This is a genomic window from Laspinema sp. D2d, from assembly GCF_025370755.1.
Classification (GTDB): domain Bacteria; phylum Cyanobacteriota; class Cyanobacteriia; order Cyanobacteriales; family Laspinemataceae; genus Laspinema.
Window position 1 is genome coordinate 33,486 of sequence record NZ_JAMXFC010000015.1, and the last position, 21,683, is coordinate 55,168.

Genomic DNA, 21,683 nt, shown 5'->3' on the forward strand with positions numbered 1-21,683 from the left:
TTTCAATAGTGGTAAAAACTTTAAGGGGTATTACTCCGGCATTTTTTGGGTGTTGGAGAAACAGGACGGAGCGATCGCCCCCTGTTGTCCACACCTTATGTTCTGAGGAGATCTAGCAGGCATGACTTTTTCTACCGTTTCTGCGGCGCAACGAGAACAACAAGAGGAGCAAATCAAAAAGCTGATTGGATGGACCCTGGTGGGTTCAGCCGTAGTGCATTTGGTTGTGTTGCCATTGATGGCGAACTTGATGGAGACGCGATTAGCTGAGGCGATCGAGGAACCCATTGAGTTTATCGTTCTTGAGGAACCAGAACCAGAACCGGAACCGGAGGAAGACCCGCCACCGCCAGAACCCGAAGCATTAGCAATCCCAGAACCGGAACTGGAACCGGAACCCGAGCCCCAACCGGAACCGGAACCCTTGCCGGAACCAGAAATGGTCGAACCAGAACCCTTGCCGGAACCGGAAATAGTCGAACCGGAACCCTTGCCAGAACCGGAAATAGTCGAACCGGAACTCTTGCCAGAACCGGAAATGGTCGAACCGGAACCCTTGCCGGAACCAGAAATGGTCGAACCGGAACCGTTACTGCAAGAGCAACCCCCCGCAGTTCCTGAACCCTTCATGCCGGAACCTGCGCCAACTCCTGCACCCCTAATACCCCAGGAAGCACCTTCTGTATCGGCACCAGCGCCCCTGGATCCGGTAGAAAGTCCACCGATCGCCCAGGAACCGGAGACCCCAAATTTAGAACCCCTACCTCAAGTTAATCCGGTGGATAGACTACCGGAACCCCCGGTAGTGAGTACGGTCCCGCAAACCCCGGGTCCCGAATCCGAGTGGATGAACGAATTAAACTCAACGAATCAACCGATCGCCTTGGACGATCCAGAGGTTGCTTCATCCAATCCGTTTAATGAAAATATTCGGTCCCTCAATGAACCCTTAAACGAACCCCAATCCCTCGAACCCCCAGTCACCAGCAGTTTACCCGAACCCACAGAGGAAGAATTCCTCACCGAACTTCCGAACTCAGAGACAACCCCTGTAATAGAGGAGCCCAGTCCCGACGCGCGATCGCCTTGGGATGACAACAGCAGCGATCCTCCCGAGGAACCGTTCACCCCGAATCTCCAACCCCTACCCGACAATACCGGCAGTCCCGTCCTCAACCCCAGACTCGATAACACCGGCAATCCTGACTTGCTCTCACAACTGGAACCGAACAATCCTGCACCGACAACTGCGGACAATCAGAACAGTGCCCCTTCAAATTGGGATAATAATAGTGATTCGGGACTCAATGAACCCTTCACCCCCAATGCCAATAGTGCGCCACCGCGTATTGCTGAATCGCCCGTAATCAACCCGAACCCCGGGAGTGGTGAGACGGGTTCTGACTTCTTGGATGATTTAGAAACCGCTGGCAACCCCTACTCTCCCGGGAACAACACCGCCTCAACTTCTCCCTCCACCTGGACCGGAAACAGTGATAACGGTACGGCATCCGAACCGTTTGGTGGCAACATTGGACCAATGGAACCGGGTGCTAATTCCGGAGCTGTTGCTGGTTCGCCCAATGGTTCCCCAGATGGGTCAGGATCCGTAGAATGCATTCGCTGCGGAAAACCCAGCTATCCTAGAATTGCCCGAGACGCCGGATTGGAAGGGGTGGTCTTACTGAGTTTGGATGTTGACCCCTCCGGTAACGTGATTGACGTCAGATTAGAAGAGTCTAGTGGTCATCCGGCCCTCGATAACTCAGCAATCAAGCAAGTTGAGAACTGGAAATTTGAGCCATCAGAGAATGGTCTACAGGGTCAGATTCGTCGCATTGTCTTCCGCCTAGAGGACTCATAAATGATGGGATGCAGTAGGTGATGGATGTAATTTCACCACAACTTAAAAACTAAACCCCTAACTGAATGTTGTTTACCCTGAATTGATTTATGCTTCGTTCTATCCACTCATTCGGAATTCCCCTATCCATTGCCTTTACCTTAACGCTTCCCTGGCCTGCGATCGCCGGGGTGGTTACCTTACCCGATGGCGGTCGTTGTGAGGGAGAACTGCAAGAGGGCAAACTCAGCGGGCCCGCAGTCTGTACCTATGCCAATGGCGATCACTATGAGGGAGAGTTTAAAGAGGGCCAACCTCATGGCCGAGGCATTTATACTTTTGCCGACAATAGTCGATATGAAGGCGAATTTGGTAATGGTCAATTTAATGGAACCGGAGTCCGGGAATTTGCCAATGGCAATCGCTACGAAGGCACTTTTAAAGATGGCAAATTTCACGGCACCGGGTCCTATACTTCGGGGAATGGCATCCGATTTGAAGGAGAATTTGTAGAGGGTTCTCCTGCCGGTAGCGGCACGTTTGTATTTCCCAATGGCAACCGCTGCACTGGAACCGTTGCCGATGGTAAACTCAACGGTCAAGGGTCTTGTGAATATGCCAATGGCAATCGTTATGAAGGGGAATTGGTGAATAGTCAACCCCAAGGCCAGGGAATTTATACCTTTGCCGATGGCGGACGATACGAAGGCGAATTTACCGAAGGCCAATTAAACGGACAAGGAGTGCGCGAGTATAGCAATGGCGATCGCTATGAAGGACAGTTTGTCAATGGCAAACCCGAGGGCCGGGGAATTTTCGCCTTTGCCGATCGCAGTCGCTATGAAGGGGAATTTAGGGAGGGTCAATTTAACGGCGAAGGAGTCCGGGAATTTACCAATGGCAACCGTTATCAAGGACCTTTTGTCAATGGAAAACCCCAAGGACGGGGAACCTTAACCTTTCAAAATGGTAATCGGTATGAAGGGGAATTTGTCGAAGGCAAATTTAGTGGACAAGGGGTGTTTACCTTTGCTAACGGAAATAGTTATTCCGGAACATTTCAAGACGGACAATTTAGCGGTCAAGGTACTTATAGTTTTGCCAATGGCGATCGCTGTGAAGGAGAATTTGCCGATGGGAAATTTCACGGCACCGGAAGCTGTACCTACGCCAATGGCGATCGCTACGAAGGCCAATTTTCCGAAGGTGAAAAACACGGAACCGGCATCTATATTTATGCCGATGGGACTCGCATCGAGGGCAGTTGGCAAAATGGAGAACTGAAAAACTAACACTTTAACCCGCACCCTTTTCTCACCGAACACTGCGCCGGGTGTGGGTTTTTGCTAACAAATGGGTCGATTGCCCGGATTAACCGCATGAATATCTTCAGTCCCCGATTCGGGCCACGATCGCCGATAGGATGCCTCTTCCGGTTTACCCCATCCCAGTTGCAGGAGGATTTCCAGAAAGTCGGATTTTTCCCATTTAAACAAAGTCGCCCATTCAGTTTTGAGGGCGATCGCCTCCACATCTGCTTTAGAAATCTGGCGATCGTTCAACCCATTATTCACCCGCAGATACAAATCCATACCCTCAGTCACGTCCGACCAAAACGACAACAGCGCAGGTTTTGCCGCTTTCAGAGTCTTCAGGTCCTCGGGTAGCGCAATCAACTGATCATGGAGTTGAGGATAGGAGAGGGTTTTGCCTTTGAGGGTAATTTCATGGCAAATCAGACCCGACACCTGGTGCGATCGCTGATAGTCATGCACCGCTGCCTTAAAATCTTGATAAGCCGTAAACTTTTGCAGACCTTCCGGTTTGAGAAACTGGTCAACCACCGAAAGACCGATCGCCGGAGTCGCTGATAAGTTCAAACGCTCCCCTCTCAAGCAAGCACGGCGCTCCTGCTCTAAAATTTCAATTAACTCCTGCGTACTGTAGACCTTCGCCATCAGAACACCATCGGGTTGGACTTTACCGATAGTTTAACCTGGCTCAGGTATTCCAGGAGTGGGATAAGCTACCCAAAAACAGGGGTAAATAGGGCGATCGCCCCCAAGCTTCGACCCCTCGCCCATCCCCTCTCAATTAACCCGTTCTCCCATACCGTCCCATCAATTCCACTGCCCCTAAAATATGACCTTCCATTGCCGATTTCACCTCCGCCTTGCTGGCCCCAGGTTCTAAACTCAGCAAAGTATCCAAGGCATACAGTTTGAAAAAATAGCGGTGGGTTCCCTCCTCGGGACAAGGCGCACTATATCCTAACGTGCCAAAATCATTTTTTCCCTGGACTCCTCCTCGTTCCAGTCTCGGTTCATTTGGCACTCCGTGAGGCAGGTGACGAATATTTGCCGGAATATCATAAGCCAGCCAGTGGGTTACGCTGCGGGTAGCCACATCCGGATCCTCCATAATCAGAACAAAACTAATCGTCCCAGGCGGGGGAGAGTCCCAGCTTAGGGGTGGAGAACTCTTTTCACCATCGCAAGTATGTTCAAACGGAAGGGTATTACCAATGAAAAAAGCCGGACTTTTAAATTCCATGACGTTAATACAGTTGACAGTTAGCTCAGTGCGAGTGGTGTTTTTATCAATCGTTCCATTTTAACGGCTGAAGAGATATCTGGCTGCCTGAGTATCGATTTCGGAGTAAACCGTTCCCTTCCTCATCACCTTTGGACCGCCCCAGGGCGATCGCCTTCTCCCATCTTGACCCCTGGGTTTGGGTTCTCGATCCGCCAAGTTTAGCCAAAGATCTAACTTCCGATAGATAAGTGATACTTTCTTCAGTTAGAGAGTCCTGACAATTGAGTTGAGTTATCATTACTATCACGACCCCAAAAGGTAATAAATAGAGCGCCTTCGTCTCCTCCCAGAAAAGGTCAGCTAAATCGAGCAGAGAATTTCCACCTCAATGGAAGAAGGAGTCTCGTATAAAGCCTTCCCTTCTTTGGACCCCTACCCCCTTTAAGCAAACTCCGACCCGTCTCAAGGGACAATTAAGGGTTTTTGCTGCGGATTTATTTTTTTAAAAAAAGAGAGAACTTTAATGGCTAATGCGATTGAATTTAAGTTGTTTGCACCCTATAATAAAGGGGCCGCACTAATCGGCTCGTTTTCCAAATGGGAAAATATTCCGATGGAAAAAGACGACCAGGGTTATTTTCGCACGTCAGTCAACCTCGAAGATGGGGTTTATGAGTATAAATTTCGAGTACAGACTAAAACCGAATATTTAGATCCAGATTCCTGGGTGTATGCGATCGACCCCTATGCCAAAGAAATTGATAAAACCGGGCAAAATGGAATTATCAGAATTAAAGATGGGGAACCCATTGTTGATACTTATGTTTGGCAGCATGACCAGGTTTCCTTGGCCAGTAATGGAGAGTTAGTCATCTATGAAATGCTATTGGGTAACTTTTGCGGTCAAAAAGAAGACCTAGATCAAGGAAGTTTTGAATCAGCGATCGCCAAATTAGACTACTTAGCAGATTTGGGGATTAATGCGATCGAATTAATGCCCGTCATGGGCGGAGATCAAGGCTGGGGATATCTCGTCAGTCACTATTTTGCCCCCGCCCCTCATTACGGTTCCTCCTTTGATTTAAAGCGCTTCGTCGATGAATGTCATGCCCGAGGAATTCGGGTGATCATGGATATCGTTTTGAATCATTCCAATGATGAATGTCCTTTGTTAAAAATTGACCGCGATTACTGGTACTATCACTATAAGCATTATCCCGACGATGAAAACAATTGGTGGGGTCCAGAATTTAATTACGACCATTATGATGAAAACTTAGATATTCGTCCAGCCTGGTCCTTTACCGGGGATGTCGTCCGCTACTGGATTCAAGAATATCATATTGACGGACTGCGTTATGATGCCTTAAGTCAACTCGCCAATTGGGAGTATTTACATTGGATTGCCAAAGTTGCCCGAGAAACCGCTGGGCCTAAACCCTTTTATAATATCGGAGAACATATCCCCGAAAAACCGAAATATGCCCGATTTGAAGGGCCGATGGATGGCTGTTGGCATGACAGTTTTCACTACTTTTTAGTAGATTATATTTGCAACAATGACAGCCTTGACATGGAACAACTCAAGGAAGTGCTAGATTGCAAAAAGCAGGGGTATGAAGACTCCACCAATGTCATTAATTACCTCTCCAACCATGACCAGGAACGGATCCTTAACTTGTTAGGCGATCGCGGCATTTTTGATGACCCTGCTTTTGGGCGAACTAAATTAGGGGCGGTCATCCTAATGACCACTGTGGGTATTCCTATGCTATGGATGGGTCAAGAATTTGGTCAAGATAGCTGCCGACATCCCAATCAAACCTGCGAACTCAAATGGTATCTTTTAGACAACGAACGTAACCGCAGTTTGTTTGATTACTATAAAGGATTAATTGCCTTACGCAAAGGAAATCATGCCATACAAAGCGAAAACATTGAGTTTATCCACGAAAATCCTGATGACCAAGTGATTGCGTATATTCGATGGAATGACGAAGGGTCGCGAGTCGTCGTCGTTGCCAATTTCTCCGGGAATTTTCTCGGAGGTTATACCATTCCCGACTTCCCCGAAAATGGAAAATGGCACGAATGGACAAGAAACTACGATATTGAATCTCACGATAACCAATTAGTTCTCGATTTGGGTGAATATGAAGCCCAAGTCTTTGTCTGGAATCAGTAAGAGTTTGAGTAGAGTTAACCTCACTCATTAGATGTATGGTTTTCATTCTGTAAAACTCTCCCTAGCCCCCCTTCAAAAAGGGGGCTAAAGAGAAGTTTAATCATGAGGGGGTGCGTCTTGTTCCCGATTTTTGTAAAGGAGTAAAATGCTCTTTTAGATAAAAGAAATGCAAAACTTATCCCTAATTCATGCCCTAAATTCTCTATAAAATAGGGGACATTAAACGGGCGACCCGCACCGCTAACCGAAACCCAAGTGTCTGATGGGCCAGTTGAGTTGAATCCACTAAATAGGCGTTCTCAAAATCAGTTGTTAGCATGGCTTCGACATCGCTAACAAAGCGAGAATTTGCTATAAAAGCCATAATTTCAAAATTGAGGTGGAACGAGCGATTATCTAAATTAGTGGTGCCCACTCCTGCCAGAGTGCGATCGATCAGGAAAACTTTCTGGTGCAGGAATCCTGGACGATAACGATACAGCTTAACTCCCGTGCTTTCAACTTCCGTAATATAGGACAAGGAAGCGAGATAAACATGGATATGATCCGGGCGGCTGGGTAATAAAATTCGCACATCTACCCCCCGTAAGGCGGCCAATTTTAAAGCTGTAAGGACGGGTTCATTCGGAACAAAATAGGGACTCGTGATCCACAACCGACTACGGGCGCTATTGATCAGACTGACCATAAAAAGAGTACAAGCAGGGAGTTTATCTCCAGGACCCGTAGGCACAATAATCGCCGTTTGATTCTCCTGGGCTATTTGAATGGTCCAATGGACCTCCGGAATTTCTCGAACCGCCCAATACCAATCCTTGAGAAAGGCAACTTGAATACATTGCACCGACGGACCTTTAATTTCTAAATGAGTATCCCGCCAAGGACTCAAACGGGGGTCTTTTCCCAGGTATTCTTTCCCCAGATTTAACCCTCCGATAAACGCTTGTTTGCCATCAACAATTAAGATTTTGCGATGATTCCGAAAATTAAGCTGAAATCGGTTTCGTTTCCGTTTGGTACTATTAAAGGAGGCCACCCAAACTCCACTCCTTCTGAGTTCCCGTAAATATTCAGCCGAAAGGGTATAAGACCCGATCGCATCATAAATAAAATAAACCCGCACTCCTTCCCGGGCTTTGGCAATCATTTTTTCCTTAAAAGCATTCCCAATTTCATCGTCCCGCACAATGTAAAATTGAATTAAAAGGTAATCCTCTGCTGTATCCATCGCCTTGAGAAGCGCTGGAAAGGTTTGCCTTCCATCAATGAGTAAAGTCGCGGAGTTCCCGGAGGTAAAAGGAAGTTGAGTCAATCCATCAGCTAATTGCGCTATCTCCGTAAAGTTTTCCAGTTCAGGGGAGGAACATTCTCGAATATCCTGATAAACTTGTTGAATAATCCCCCGATATTCGTGGTCAGCATAGCGATGGGCGTCGGCATATCCATAAAATTTGTGACTTCCAAACACCCAATACAGGGGAAGGGCAATAAATGGAAAAGTACACAAAGAAATTGCCCAAGCTACTGCACCCCGTGCCGATCGCACTGTCATGACTGCATGACCTGCCGTCCCAAATCCCACTCCATAAAAGGCGACAATAATTGCGATCGCCAGTGCCGTATAATTTAGATCCACAGTTTCCCTATTAAGCGCCGCTTCTGCTCTGCTTATTCTAGGTTACACGACAAGGGCCAATTCTACTACCATCGGTTTATGATCCGATGAGTACAGTTTATCTAAAACCTTTGCGGTCTGGGGTTTAAGCCTTAAACCGCGATAAAAAATATGATCTAAAGGCGGCGAACCCAAAAAGGTTTTAAGTTTAGCTTGTTCCTCTCTGGAAAAATTAACCGAGATTAAATGTAGTCGTTTTGCCATTAACTTTAATAAATTAAACCGCCCTTGACTCCAGGTATTAAAATCTCCACACATAATCAACGGTTCCCGGCGATCGCCTAAAACCGCTTCTAGTTTCTGAAGTTGGGATTTAAACTTATGGAGGTTGACAAAATTAATAGCATGAGTATTCACTACTAAAAGAGTTTGTCCCGTTTCTTTTAAGGGATATTCAGCTATGAGCGAAACCTTGGGGGTATTGGTTACGGGTTCAAATTCTGGCGTCAGAATGGCTCGACTGGCAATCGGCTGGACTTTAGATGCCGTTAAAATCCCACAATAAGTATTGTAATAAGAATCGATAAAATTGGGAGAAAATCTCCAGCCCATTGATTCTAAAGCTAAAATTTTTTGAGTATTTTTATTTAACTCAATTTCTTGAAAACAAATTAAATCGGGCTGATAACTCTCTACGATATTATAAAAATCGATAGCCCATTTAGAAGTATTATTATTTTTAGCAACATTCCAATTGAGGATTTTTATACCCTTTCCCGCCATAGCGAAATCAGAAAAATTCTCTTGAGACAGGACCGTTTCCTGGACCGGAATAAAGCGGGTAGGCGAGATAAATCCAGAAAAGGGAAATTGATTATCCATCGGAATTTAGGGGTAACCGTTAGAATATGAAGAATAACAGCGACGTTAAACCAGAAGGTAAATCAGCCCCGGTGATAGGGCATTCAACTCATTTTAACCCTTCCTTCATTGGGGGGGGTTCACTTTATTCAGGTTCATCTTAGCCGATCGCCCACTCGCTCACCTCTATCAACAGTCAGGTATAGGGATTGCTGCAGCGATGAGGTAAAGATGATGACTGGGAGTTCCCTTAAACCATCCTCTGAAAGCTCGCCCCTTGGCTCAGGAAAGGCTGACTGGGGTCCCCTTTATCATCATACAGACCCGACCTAGCCTCTTTAATTAGGCCAGCTATCCTCTACAACTAGCCTTTTTTCCCGGAACAGGGGCTAAACCCTCTGAAAAAAACTGGATTAATCCGGATAAATCATCGGTACTGTAGTAAGATATCTTATAAATGGAGCAGAATTCTGGGATACCCTCTGAAACCGAGGAACTATCCGAGGATAACAGAGTCTCTGTTATTGTATCGTTAAAGGGGCAGTAAATCGGTGTTTTCCCGCGAGTTCCTAACTCAAATAGCGCATCAGCATCAGCTTTCTCCCGATCAGGAGCGAGTCTTTTTGCTACGGTTTGCCGAGGATCAGGATTATGAAGATATTGCCGAACAGGTAGAAACTTCAAAAGGAGCCTGCCTTAAACGGATGGGCCAAGTTTATAAGAAATTTGGCATTGAAGGGGGGACTCGCGGGAAGGAAAGCGAACTGCGAGCATTTCTGGATCAACGCTGGGTGCAACATCGCGCCGCAGTGTTACCCGGTTTGGAGGTGAATCTGGGTTCGCCAACCGCCAGAGGTGCAGACTCCTGGGTGTTACCGGAGACATCAAGTGCGATCGCCGCTGTTTCGTCGCCAGCAATGGTAAGTCGGAAAGTTGCGATATTTTTCGGCGATCGCCAACCGGATGAGCGACTCCTGACGCCGTTAACCCAGGCGATCGCCAGTGCGGGTCATCAACTCATCCTCGCGGGGAATCATCCCCAGTCAGGAGAGAAGGGATTGGGACAACTGCAACAGGAACTCCAAGCTTGCGATCGCTTGTTACTGTTGCTCTCCGGACAATCCGCCTTTAGTGACCTTGTAATTGAAGAAGTGCGCCTCGCCCGAGAAGTGCGAGAGACCCGCAAAGATGGCACACTGGATATGTTCGCCATTCGGATCAATTGGCCGACGGATTCTCCCGTCAGCTATGATCTGCGCACTTTATTACAAGGTGTACCCCAGCGCGAATGGCGATCGCCTACCGATACCCCGGAACTCGTCACCGAAGTGCTCCAGGCGATCGACACGGGGATTCTCCCCCGGCAAGTTGCGGTAGAATCTGCCGTGATCAGCGCCTTAACCCCCACCTGGGAAAGTGCCGATGGTCGTCCCCTCCCCTTTGCCGGACCGGAACTCCCGGAAGGGCAAGTAGATTTAGCCTCTCCCTTTTACGTTCATCGCAGCCCGATCGAAGAGCGCTGTTATGAAATGATTTTGCAACCCGGTGCGCTGATTCGGATCAAAGCACCGCGACAAATGGGCAAAACTTCTTTAATGGCTCGCATTCTCAATCATGCGGCCAATCATGGCTATCGCCCGGTTCATTTGAGCTTTCATTTAGCCGATAAAGGGGTATTTGCCAGCCTGGATAAATTCTTACAATGGTTCTGTGCCTATATCGGTCAGCAGTTACAACTCCCTAATCAACTTCCCGAATATTGGGATGATTTTTTAGGCAGTAATGTCAACTGCAAATCCTACTTTGAAGACTATCTTCTCAGAGAAATTAATACCCCTTTAGCCTTATGTCTGGATGAAGTAGACCGGGTGTTTCAACATCCGGATATTGCCGATGACTTTTTTGGGTTATTGCGAGCATGGCACGAAGAATCAAAACGGCGCGAGATTTGGAAAAAACTTCGCTTAGTCGTGGTTCATTCCACTGAAGTTTACATTCCCATGAATATCAATCAATCCCCCTTTAATGTAGGATTACCGATTGAATTACCGGAATTTACCTCCAATCTTGTCCAAGATTTAGCCCAGCGATATGGAATCAATTGGTGCGAAACGGACGTCAATCGTCTTATGAATATGGTAGGAGGACACCCCTTCTTAGTGCGGTTGGCGCTCTATCATATTGCTCGACAAGACATTACCTTAGAAACCCTATTAAAAACTGCTCCCACTGAAGCTGGTTTTTATAACGACCATTTGCGGCGTCACCTCTGGAATTTAGAACAGCATCCGGCATTGGCTAGAGCCATGAAAGAGGTTGTTTTTAGTCCAAATCCGATACGCCTGCCCTCAGAACAGGCGTTTAAATTACATAGCATGGGGTTAGTTAAGTTTCAAGGGAATGAGGCTGTCGAACGATGTGATTTATATCGCCAATATTTCCGCAATCGACTCGATGAATAATTGAGTTTTAGGGGCCTTTTATCATAGTCGGGCCAGTTATATTCGAGGAGCTGATAAGTTTCCATGACTCTCAAACATCTACCCGAAATTATCATGATGGTAGCCTTGACAATCCCGGCGTATTTTACTCCGGCAGTGCATTCTCAAACGGTTAGAGTTTTCCCGGAAAACTGTTCCCGAGAGAATCAACAAAACTTAGCGCTATCTTCTGGCTTAGGTGCAGACAGTAGAGGGTCTGAGCAGATTCAGCGAGTGCAAACCACTGGGCAATCAGCAGTTTCTGAAACCTGTTCTAGGGTGTCATCAGGGGAGTTGAAATCACAGACAATCGAGCAAGGGTTAGCACAGCAGAAACAAAGTAAAGATGCTTGCTATATTTCGGGCAGAATTTATGGAATTGAAAACCAGAATTCCCGGGGAATTTATGTGGTAGTCATTGACCCCAATACAGATAATGCTTTAGCTCGATTTCCGGCTTATGCTAACGGCCCAAATCAACCCAATTATGAATTTTCATTGATGCGACCGGGGCGTTATTTATTGAGTGTTTTTCAAGACCGGGCTGGAACGTTAGTTCCCTTTAGAACGCGACCGAGTGAACGGTCAATTAACTGTAGTCGCGGGAGTGAGTTACCAGAAACGGATTTTGAGTTGCCATAACTCATCGGGTGAAAATAAGACTGAAGGGTTTTCGAGGTTGTTCAGGGTTAAAACCGAGGGCCAATGCAGGTAGAGACAGGTGACTGGATGAATAAAAAACTGACGTCAATGTACTATCAAGTCGGGGGAAGTTTACCGCCTGATTCTCCCACCTATGTGGTCCGTAAAGCCGATCGCGAACTCTATGAGAATCTCAAGGCGGGAGAGTTTTGCTATGTCTTAACGTCGCGGCAAATGGGTAAATCCAGCTTGCAACTGCGGACGATGCAAACCCTACAAGCTGAGGGATGCGCTTGTGCAGCGATCGATTTATCGGCGATCGGGAATAAAGACGTGACCCCGGTGCAGTGGTATAGCGGGATTATTCATACCCTGGTCAGTTATTTTAATTTGTTCAGTCGCCTGGAATTTAGAACCTGGTTGCGCGATCGCGACGAACTCTCTCCAGTTCAACGATTGCATGAATTTATCGACTCGGTTCTGCTGGTGCGGATGTCAGAAAATATCGTCATTTTTATTGACGAAATTGATAGCGTTCTGGGGTTAAATTTTCCGATTGATGACTTTTTTGCCGCAATTCGCGCTTGTTATAATAAACGAGCGCAAAACCAAGACTATAAACGGCTCACTTTTGTTTTACTCGGTGTTGCCACCCCCACGGAGTTGATTCAGGATAAAAGTCGCACCCCATTTAATATCGGTCGAGCCATTCAAATTGAGGGGTTTAAAATTCACGAAGCTCAACCCTTAGCAGAGGGATTAGCACAAGGGTGTAGTCGCCCCGAAGTCGTCCTGGAAGAGATTTTAAACTGGACCAATGGACAACCCTTTTTGACTCAAAAAATCTGTCAATTAGTGTTAGCGCAATCGAGTCCAATTGGGGCGGGGATGGAGGCAGAACGGGTGGAAGAGTTGGCCCGATCGCAAATTGTGGACAACTGGGAATCCCAGGATGAACCTCCCCATTTAAAAACCCTGCGCGATCGCCTCTTACGAAATGAACAAAAGGCGAGTCGGCTATTAGGACTCTATCAGCAAGTGTTACTCTCCGGAGAACTCCCCGCTGATAACAGTCCGGAACAACTGGAGTTGCAACTATCCGGTTTAACCCTAAAGCGCCATTCTAAATTAACCGTTTATAACCCGATTTATGCCTTAGTTTTTAATGAGCATTGGGTGGAACAAGCATTAGCGGATTTGCGGCCCTATGCCGAAGCCTTATCCGCTTGGGTGGCGTCGAATTACCTGGATGAATCGCGACTGTTGCGGGGACAGGCGTTGCGGGATGCTCAACAATGGGCGACGACCCATAGTTTAAGCGATCGCGACTATCAGTTTCTCGCCGCCAGTCAAGAGGTGGAAAAACGTGAGGTGCAAAAAGCCCTAGAAGCAGAGAAAAAAGCGATTCAATTGTTAGCGGAAGCCAACCAAAAGCAGGTAGAAGCCAATCGCATTTTAACCGAAGCTCAACAAAAAGCTAATCGGATGCTCAAACGAGCCTATTGGGGAATTATGGGACTGGTTGTTCTAGCTGCAATTATCGTTTGTCGCGGCACCATTGCCTTAAAAGAAGCTCAAAAGGGAACATTAATTGAGCGCCAAGGGGCGAATGCTTTAAAGTGGTTTGAATCCGAAGGGGTGGAACTTGAAGCTTTGTTATTGGCAATGCAAGCCGGACAAGATTTGCAAGCCTTGGTGAAGGGCGATCGGCGCTTAATCAATTATCCCACGATTAGCCCTTTGTATGCATTACAAACCATTCTTCATGAAATCCATGAGAAAAATCAACTCAGAGGACATCAAGGTGCTGTTCGCAGTGTCAGCTTCAGTCCCAATGGAGAATTTTTAGCCACCGCAGGAGAAGATGGGCAGGTAGAACTTTGGACTCGTGCCGGGGAGCATCTCCGGACCCTGGGAGTTCATAAAAGTGCTGTTGATAGCGTTAGATTTAGTTTGGATGGTATGCAAGTTGCCACCGCTTCTGAAGATGGAACCGTCCAAATTTGGCAACGCGATGGAACCCCGATTGGGGCAATCACTGCCGAAACCGAAGCCATTGATAGCGTTAGTTTTAGTCCTGATGGTAGGCGAGTTGCTACCGCTTCAGAAAGTGGCACAGTCCGAGTCTGGAATCAGCAAGGAAAGTTGCTTAATAAAGTAGGAAGCGTTAACCGTCCAATTAATACTGTGAGCTTTAGTCCTGACGGAGAACACTTTGCCACTGCTGAAGTCGAGGGAACCGTGCAAATTTGGAATCTAAATGGCAAACGTAAAGCTACCTTTACCATTCCGCCAAATCCGAGCCAAGAGTTCAGTTCTACTCCCGATGCTCAACCCTCAGTCAACAGCATGAGCTTTAGCCCCAACGGGGAATTATTAGCTACTGCTGGATTTGATGGAACGGTGAGAATTTGGAACCTATCGGGTCAAGAAATCTCGGAGTTTAACACCGCTCAAAGTGCAGTGAATAGTATGAGTTTTCATCCCAATGGGGCGGAAATTGCAATTGTTGGATTTGATGGCAAAGTGCGACTCTGGACATTAGAAGGGGTATTAATTAAGCAATTTAAAGGCGATCGTCATGATCGAATTACCAGCATGACCTTTAGTCCTGATGGAGAGCGTTTAGTCACGGGAGGAGTAGATGGAACCGTCCGACTCTGGGATATTTCCCGCCAGCGTAATCAGCCCTTTCCCCGGACTCAAACTCCTAACAACATACCCGGAGCAGAAAACGAGGCCCTAGTCCCCAACAACTCACCTAAAATGATGGCGCGATCGACTAAAATCCCTGTGGAAAATCAATTTTTACGGATCGGATTTAGCCCGAATGGGGAACACTTTGCCACTGCTCAACCCGATGGAACGGTACAAATTTGGACCAGTTCCGGTCAAGCGGTGATTCCCCCCTTTCAAGCTCATCAAAGCCGGATTTCCACCCTCAGTTTTAGTTGGGATGGAGAGACTCTTGCCACCGCTGGGGAAGACGGAACGGTTCGCCTTTGGAATCAGTTGGGTCAACCCTTACAGCCGGAGTTAAATCATAGCAGTGGGGAAGTCAAAAGCCTGAGTTTTAGTTTTGATGGACAGCGAATTGCCTTCGCGAATGGACCTGGAAAATTACAAATTTGGAATCTCTCCACCAACCAAGTCGATGAAGTTCTCTTTCCCTACGGTCAAATTAGTAGCATTAGCTTTAGTCCCGAGGGGGACCGGCTGGCGATCGCCTCTGCGGATGGCAAAATTCGTTTATGGACTCTATCCGGTGAAGAACTGGATAAATTTAACAGTGATACTCGGTGGGTAACCAGCCTGAGTTTTAATCCCACCGGACAACTTTTAGCCACCGCTGGAACCGATGGAACGGTTACGGTTTTTTTACTCACGGGCCAACTTTCAAAACAAGTTTTAGCCAAATTTAAAGCGGATGAAACCGATGTTTTAAGCATGACTTTTCTCTCTAATCATGAAGGACTTATCACCGTGGGAACCGACAATACATTGAGGTGGTGGCACATCAAACAATTAGATGAATTGCTGGCAACTGGATGTAACTGGCTCACCGATTATTTGAAAGCACATCCCCAAGCCCAAGCGGACCTCCCCCTTTGCCAGCAACCCTAAACGTTACCCACTGTTGAAGGCTCATATTTGTCAGGATTTTAATTGAGGAATTGTTATGTTAGTTTGGCAAATTTTTAAAATCAATCCCCGGTGTCGAAGTGATTGATTTTTAACTCAAACCCTACCTTTTAGAAAATTCTCATTCTGAGCGTTACTCACGCCACTGAACCTTTTTTATACTACACCCCAGGAAATTACCATGATTTCAAATTTAACCTTGTCTCCCCTTCCTATCACCAAAGCCCCTCTCCGCGAAGTCCTTTCCCCCCGTTATATTCCCAACCCAACCCCTGTGGAAGTCCCCCGAACCCTCCCCAAAGAGGCTGTTACATCTCACCTCACCTGGCCTGCGGATACAGAATTGCTCGGGTTAGTCTTTGAAGTAACCCCTCGGGCAGCGGATTATCTATACGCGCAGTACACCATTGGATTGCACGCTTGGTTTTTAGACCAAGTGCGACAAGCTGACCCGGAACTGTCCGCCTATTTACATGATGTCCAAACAGAAAAACCCTTTACCCTATCCGGTTTAGAAGGCAAATTAGTCTCCTGCGGAAAAGATTTTCAACTCCAACCGGGAGAAACCTATCGCTGGTATGTGACAGCCCTTTCTAAACCCGTTGTCCAGTTTTTGCAACAGTGGGTGAAGCAGTTACCGGAGACGATCGCCTTGCGGAAAGCACCGTTAGAAATTCGGTCCTGTAAAATTTCGATTGCGCCGACTACTTATCGGCAATTATTTGCTTCCCAAGACATGAATTCCTCCACTCTGCAACTGAGTTTTATGACCCCAACCAGTTTCCGGCGGAAGAAACATCATTTCCCCTTGCCGGTCCCGGCGAATGTTTTTCATAGTTATTTGCGCCGGTGGAATGATTTTTCGGGGATGAATATCGATCGCGATCTGTTTTTAAAATGGGTGGAAGAATCGGTATTGATCCACCGTCATGAATTGCAGTCGGCAAAAGTAGCCGCCGGTAAAAAAGGCATGGTCACCGGATTTACGGGATTGGTGGAATTTGGATTATCTCGGCAGTCGGGAGAAGTACCCGAATTCGAGCGCCTCTTCTATACCTTGGGACAATTTGCCCCCTATTGCGGAACAGGACATAAAACCACGTTTGGTTTGGGCCAAACCCGCTTAGGATGGTCCATTGAGGAAGCAATTCCGATTCCTTCTATCCAAGGAATGTTAGCCGAACGGATTGGGGAATTAACGGAATTGTTCATCGGCCAACGGAAACGCAAAGGAGGCGATCGCGCTCGGGAAATTGCCGAAACCTGGGCCACTATCCTTGCCCGTCGTGAATTAGGGGAATCCTTACAGGCGATCGCCTCCGATTTACAAATGCCCTATCAAACGGTCAAAACTTATGCTAAATTAGCTCGCCGAGCTTTAAAAGTTTAGCAGAATCTGATGTTTGATTCATCAATTCTGTAGGGACATAACCTAGTTATGTCCCTACTTTGCTTTTTTAACTGGTGTCAAGGGGTTGGGAGAGTGAGAACATCTATACTCCCATTTTTTCCGGTTACAGGATGTCAAATCCCGCTTCCCCTAATGCGCGATCGTAGATATCGACGGTATGGAGTGCGATCGCCCATTCGCGAAGATACTCAAAGTCTAAATCCTGATTCTGCACTTTTAGCATCCAGACAATATCCCGCCAGAGTTGATCTCCATTGCGATCGCTATCCCGATATTCAATCAGTTTTTCTAAGAAAATATCTTCCAAGGAAGGTATCCATAGCGATCGCTCGGGGTTGAGTTGCACCGTAATCGACTTGCGCCGACTAAAGAGAGACTGCCAAAACGATTCATCTTTTAGCAACAACAGATTCACCGCAATATTTGTCTCTTTATGCACTAAGGTAAACCCCGATTGCGCCCGAATCGCTTCTCGCATGGCCGCTTCTGTTACCTTGAAATGGGGTTCAACCGCCTCAAACAATCCCGCCACCTTATCCCGACGCAAATCGACAATTAGGGCGATAAAACTCGGAAGCTGGCGGTCCGTTTTCAGCGCCCGGGCTAACCCACTTTCCGTCACATAAGGAATCAATAATCCTTCAAAAATTTTAACCAGTTTTAAAATAATTTTAATCGGATCTGCGTTAGCCACAGCTTTTCTCCTATTTCTGTTGTTTTAGTTTAATTCAGAGCTTCATACAATCATAACCTATCCTCATTTAAAACATCTGTTAATTCCTTTTATTATTCTTCAATAATAAAATAATTTTCTCCACCTGTCAACTTCAGGATAAAGCCTCCAGTTTGTAGTAATTTAACCCTTTATACCCTTAGAGTGATAATGGTTTGGCACTACAGCTTGTGGTGTGAAACCAAGGGAAGGCATGGGATGGGTTTTTACCGACTTATCACAACTGGATGCCGAATCAGGGACCACAAGGGTGATGCTGTGGCAAACGACTGTTGGCGCGAGGACCCTCCAAAAACATCCGGGTCACATAAGGGTTTGAGCCTCCACCTAGCCAAAAGTATAGGTTGTTTCCTAGACTGAGGGTGAGTTAAAAACTGGACGATCAGTTAGTTTTTTTTAGGGGGGATAAGGTTACAGTAGTTGTGCGGAGAACGTGCCAGCAGCTATCATCCGGGCTGCTCTAATCAATTCACGGTGTTCACATTCTTTATAAATAAAATGGCGTTAAAATCCTGATGAGCGACCCTTCGGAATCCAATGTAGCCAAAAACATTAATATAGAAGAAGATTTGAGGATTAAAAGCGAAGTGATTCAACACTCGCAAATTGGTCAAGCTGGAGGGAATTTAAGCCAAGTCCAGTATGTGACGGTGTACGAGAGTACCCTGAAGTGGTCGCGCTTATTTCACCAAGAAAGTAGACCCTCTAGCCCCCAAGATTATCGCTTTAGAAAAATCCTTCTCAATAAAATTAAACAAGATTGGGTAAAAGGCGTTTTAGAGAAATCGCTACACTCCAAAGCGATGATAGAATTGGGATTACAAGAGCGGGTCGATGCTGTAGATCGTCCGGTGAACCAACTTTTAGAAATGCCGGAAGAATGCGATCGCCTCTTGCCATCTGGAACCAGTGCCTCGGATATATTCACAGAAATGGGAGAGGGAAGAACCTTATTAATTTTAGGAGAACCTGGCTCTGGAAAAACCACAATTTTACTCAAAATTACCCGAGATTTAATCAACGAGACTGAAGCGGATTTGACCAAACCCATCCCTGTCATTTTTAACCTTTCTTCTTGGGTAACCAAACGCCAATCCATCGCCGAATGGCTGATTCAAGAACTCAATAGTAACTATCAAGTCTCTAAATCCCTAGGAAAATGCTGGATTAATGAACAGCAACTTTTGCTGATGCTGGATGGGTTAGATGAAGTCAAAGGAGAGCATCGGGAAGCCTGCGTTCAAGGGTTAAATCAATTTATTGAACAGTATGGTCAGACCGAAATTGTTGTCTGTAGTCGCATCCGAGATTATGAAGCCCTTTCCGCTCGATTAAAGCTGCGATGTTCTATTTGTGTTCAATCCTTGACACCGGAACAAATTCACCAGTATTTGAATGCAGCGGGAGACCAACTCGAAGCAGTAAAAATGCTCCTCAAGGAAGATAGCACCCTCCAAGAATTAGCGCGATCGCCTTTAATGTTGAGCATTATAACCGTTGCCTATCAAAATCTTTCTGGGGAAGATTTAACCCACCATAGCTTAATAGAAGAACGCCGTCAGCACTTGCTGAATACCTATATCGAGCGAATGTTTAGACGTAAACTAATTAAGGAAGAATATGCCAAGTATCGAGCAACCCGCTGGCTGATTTGGCTGTCAAAAAAAATGGTGCAAGAGTCTCAAAGCATATTTTTAATTGAAAAAATGCAGCCGACTTGGCTAGAAAGTACCCTCGAAAGAATTCTTTACCGATTAGGAAGTTTTATCATTGCTTTTACAGTTTCTACATTGGGTTCCATATTGGTCTCTATTTCTTTAGCCCTGATGTTTCTGCCAATTTTATTGAGTGCAGACTCATCCTACCCCTTAAAATCTGTAGTTGAAATTTTGAAGTTAGCCTGGTATAAAGCGCTATCAGAAGGCTCTATAATTGGCTTAAGTTATGGAGTTGTAATTCTTTCCAAACAAGATAAAATTCAACCGATTGATAGCCTAAATTGGTCTTGGGAGGAAGCCCTGAAAAGCCGGAAAACTGCGCTAATCATTGGATTAATATCTGGAATTGGACTGGGAATCCTTAAGGGACTTTATCACGAGGTGCAACGACAATTTGGGGTGCAAGGTATTCCCCCAGGATCAGGGGTAGTCATAGGCATTTTTGTAGCGATTATGTCTGGAGTCAGTACGGCTTTGATTTATGGATTTACGCAAGGATTTAAAGGGGAAAAAATCCAGCCCAAAAACTTTCCAAATCAAAATATTTGGGAATCAGCTAAAAATGCTTGTATTTTAGGGTTAGCCGGAGGACTCATGCCAGGGATTTTTTCCATTGTGATCGCTGTCTTTTTCCTCCTGTTGACTAGAGATACCAGCAATATGCTACCGAATTTAATCGGTGCATTGACGGGAGGATTTGTTTTTGGCACACCCCTGGGTTTAATTTTTGGAGGAATTGGAGTTTGTATTAAACATTTCACATTGCGCCTGATTATTTATTCTGCACAATATATCCCCTGGAATTATGCCCGCTTTCTGGACTACGCAGCGGAACGGATATTCTTACAAAGGGTTGGCGGTGGCTATATTTTTATTCATCGGATTCTGCTGGAACATTTTGCAAAAATGGAGATAAAACCATGAAAACTATTCTCATTTTATCGGTTAATCCACCGGGAACGACGAGATTGAGACTCGATCGCGAAGTTAGAGAAATTCAAGATGCTTTGAGACGGTCGAAATATCGCGACTGCTTTCAAGTGGTTACGGCAGGCGCTGTTCGAGTGGAAGACTTGACGCGGGCTTTATTAGAATATCAACCGGCGATCGTTCACTTTTCGGGACATGGTGTGGGAACTGAGGGACTGGTTTTAGAAAACGAGTCGGGAGACACCAAACTGGTGAGTAGCGAATCTCTCGGCTATCTGTTTAAACTCTTCCAAACTAAAGTTGAGTGTGTTTTGCTCAACGCTTGTTATAGTGAAATTCAAGCCCAAGTCATTCACCACTATATTGATTATCTGATTGGCATGAATCGACCTATTGGGGATGAAGCCGCTATCAAATTTTCCCTTGGATTTTACGATGCTTTGGGGGCCGGTGAACCTTATGAGCGTTGTTTTGAAATCGGTCGAGCCTCTATCGATTTACAAGGCATTCCGGAAACGGAAACACCCCAACTGAAAGCCCGCCCTCGCGCCTATTCTCTAGCTGGAGTACAAGACTCAGAACCGTTAGAAAAATCGCTGGTTTCTGCTCCACCTGTCTCTAAAAAAACCGTCTCTCAAACCTTTAAGATTAAGTCTAAACAAATTTCTAATAATGAAATCGCTCAATCGTCAGGAGATAATGTAGTTCTAACCCAGACCAATAACTCGAAAATTCCTAAAAAATCATTAACTGTCCCTGAAGTTTTAGGATTGATCCACCAAATCTATTTAACCCTTGACCGTTCAGAATTACCGGATAAATATAAACAAAAAGCGGTCAAACATCTCCAAAATGCCCAGGAAGAAATTGAGGAGGAAGAACCGGATAAAGATTTTGCAGCCAAAAATTTGCAAAAACTGACCAAGGTTTTGAAAGAAGCGGAAGAAACTACCCAATTGAGTGAGAGCCTTTTGCAAAAGCTAGACCCTATTTATCAAAAACTATTGCTTTGGTTAGAAGCATCTTAAAACCGAAAGCAGTTGTTTATAGCGGTTCCCACAATTATAAGGTAAATTTTGGGAGTGCGA

General features: G+C 46.0%; 14 protein-coding genes. 9 read left to right on the forward strand and 5 right to left on the reverse strand.

The genetic code is table 11. The annotated features are described in order from the left end of the window. Positions 1–121 precede the first annotated feature (121 nt). Both NG796_RS12220 and NG796_RS12225 read left to right on the forward strand, forming a co-directional pair. Entirely contained in the window at positions 122–1,864 is a 1,743-nt protein-coding gene (locus NG796_RS12220; RefSeq protein WP_261207039.1) for a TonB family protein, read from the forward strand. 89 nt (positions 1,865–1,953) lie between these two features. After that, complete coding sequence (locus NG796_RS12225) at positions 1,954–3,135, forward strand: hypothetical protein (RefSeq protein ID WP_261207040.1); 1,182 nt, start codon at positions 1,954–1,956, stop codon at positions 3,133–3,135. Positions 3,136–3,189: 54 nt separating this feature from the next. Here NG796_RS12225 and NG796_RS12230 read toward each other — a convergent pair whose 3' ends face one another. Continuing rightward, a complete protein-coding gene (locus tag NG796_RS12230) occupies positions 3,190–3,801 on the reverse strand; it encodes a hypothetical protein (RefSeq protein ID WP_261207042.1) in 612 nt (203 codons plus the stop codon). 136 nt (positions 3,802–3,937) lie between these two features. Next, positions 3,938–4,396 carry a YbhB/YbcL family Raf kinase inhibitor-like protein gene (locus tag NG796_RS12235; protein WP_261207044.1) on the reverse strand — a complete coding sequence of 153 codons (459 nt, stop codon included), beginning with the start codon at positions 4,394–4,396 and terminating at the stop codon, positions 3,938–3,940. Positions 4,397–4,901: 505 nt separating this feature from the next. Here NG796_RS12235 and NG796_RS12240 point away from each other — a divergent pair. After that, positions 4,902–6,563, forward strand: a complete 1,662-nt coding sequence (locus NG796_RS12240) for an alpha-amylase family glycosyl hydrolase (RefSeq protein ID WP_261207046.1) — start codon at positions 4,902–4,904, stop codon at positions 6,561–6,563. Between the two features lie 202 nt (positions 6,564–6,765). On the opposite strand, the gene cls is transcribed toward NG796_RS12240, so the two are convergent. Further along, positions 6,766–8,199 carry a cardiolipin synthase gene (gene cls / locus NG796_RS12245; RefSeq protein WP_261207048.1) on the reverse strand — a complete coding sequence of 478 codons (1,434 nt, stop codon included), beginning with the start codon at positions 8,197–8,199 and terminating at the stop codon, positions 6,766–6,768. Positions 8,200–8,241: 42 nt separating this feature from the next. After that, positions 8,242–9,060, reverse strand: a complete 819-nt coding sequence (locus NG796_RS12250) for an endonuclease/exonuclease/phosphatase family protein (RefSeq protein WP_261207049.1) — start codon at positions 9,058–9,060, stop codon at positions 8,242–8,244. Positions 9,061–9,590: 530 nt separating this feature from the next. Here NG796_RS12250 and NG796_RS12255 point away from each other — a divergent pair. From NG796_RS12255 to cas6, 4 genes are all read left to right on the forward strand, one after another. Beyond that, positions 9,591–11,501 carry an AAA-like domain-containing protein gene (locus NG796_RS12255; protein WP_261207051.1) on the forward strand — a complete coding sequence of 637 codons (1,911 nt, stop codon included), beginning with the start codon at positions 9,591–9,593 and terminating at the stop codon, positions 11,499–11,501. 63 nt (positions 11,502–11,564) lie between these two features. Continuing rightward, positions 11,565–12,161 (forward strand): hypothetical protein, encoded by a 597-nt coding sequence (locus NG796_RS12260; RefSeq protein WP_261207053.1) that lies wholly within the window; start codon positions 11,565–11,567, stop codon positions 12,159–12,161. Between the two features lie 87 nt (positions 12,162–12,248). Continuing rightward, positions 12,249–15,785, forward strand: coding sequence for an AAA-like domain-containing protein (locus tag NG796_RS12265; protein ID WP_261207055.1), 3,537 nt, complete (start codon positions 12,249–12,251; stop codon positions 15,783–15,785). Between the two features lie 199 nt (positions 15,786–15,984). Continuing rightward, entirely contained in the window at positions 15,985–17,193 is a 1,209-nt protein-coding gene (gene cas6, locus NG796_RS12270; protein WP_261207057.1) for a CRISPR-associated endoribonuclease Cas6, read from the forward strand. Between the two features lie 124 nt (positions 17,194–17,317). Here cas6 and NG796_RS12275 read toward each other — a convergent pair whose 3' ends face one another. Continuing rightward, a complete protein-coding gene (locus NG796_RS12275) occupies positions 17,318–17,908 on the reverse strand; it encodes a hypothetical protein (protein WP_261207058.1) in 591 nt (196 codons plus the stop codon). A gap of 554 nt (positions 17,909–18,462) precedes the next feature. On the opposite strand from NG796_RS12275, the gene NG796_RS12280 reads away from it, so the two are divergent. Further along, complete coding sequence (locus NG796_RS12280; protein WP_261207060.1) at positions 18,463–20,589, forward strand: NACHT domain-containing protein; 2,127 nt, start codon at positions 18,463–18,465, stop codon at positions 20,587–20,589. Further along, positions 20,586–21,623 (forward strand): CHAT domain-containing protein, encoded by a 1,038-nt coding sequence (locus NG796_RS12285; RefSeq protein ID WP_261207062.1) that lies wholly within the window; start codon positions 20,586–20,588, stop codon positions 21,621–21,623. The genes NG796_RS12280 and NG796_RS12285 overlap by 4 nt, the downstream gene beginning before the upstream one ends. Positions 21,624–21,683: the final 60 nt, after the last annotated feature.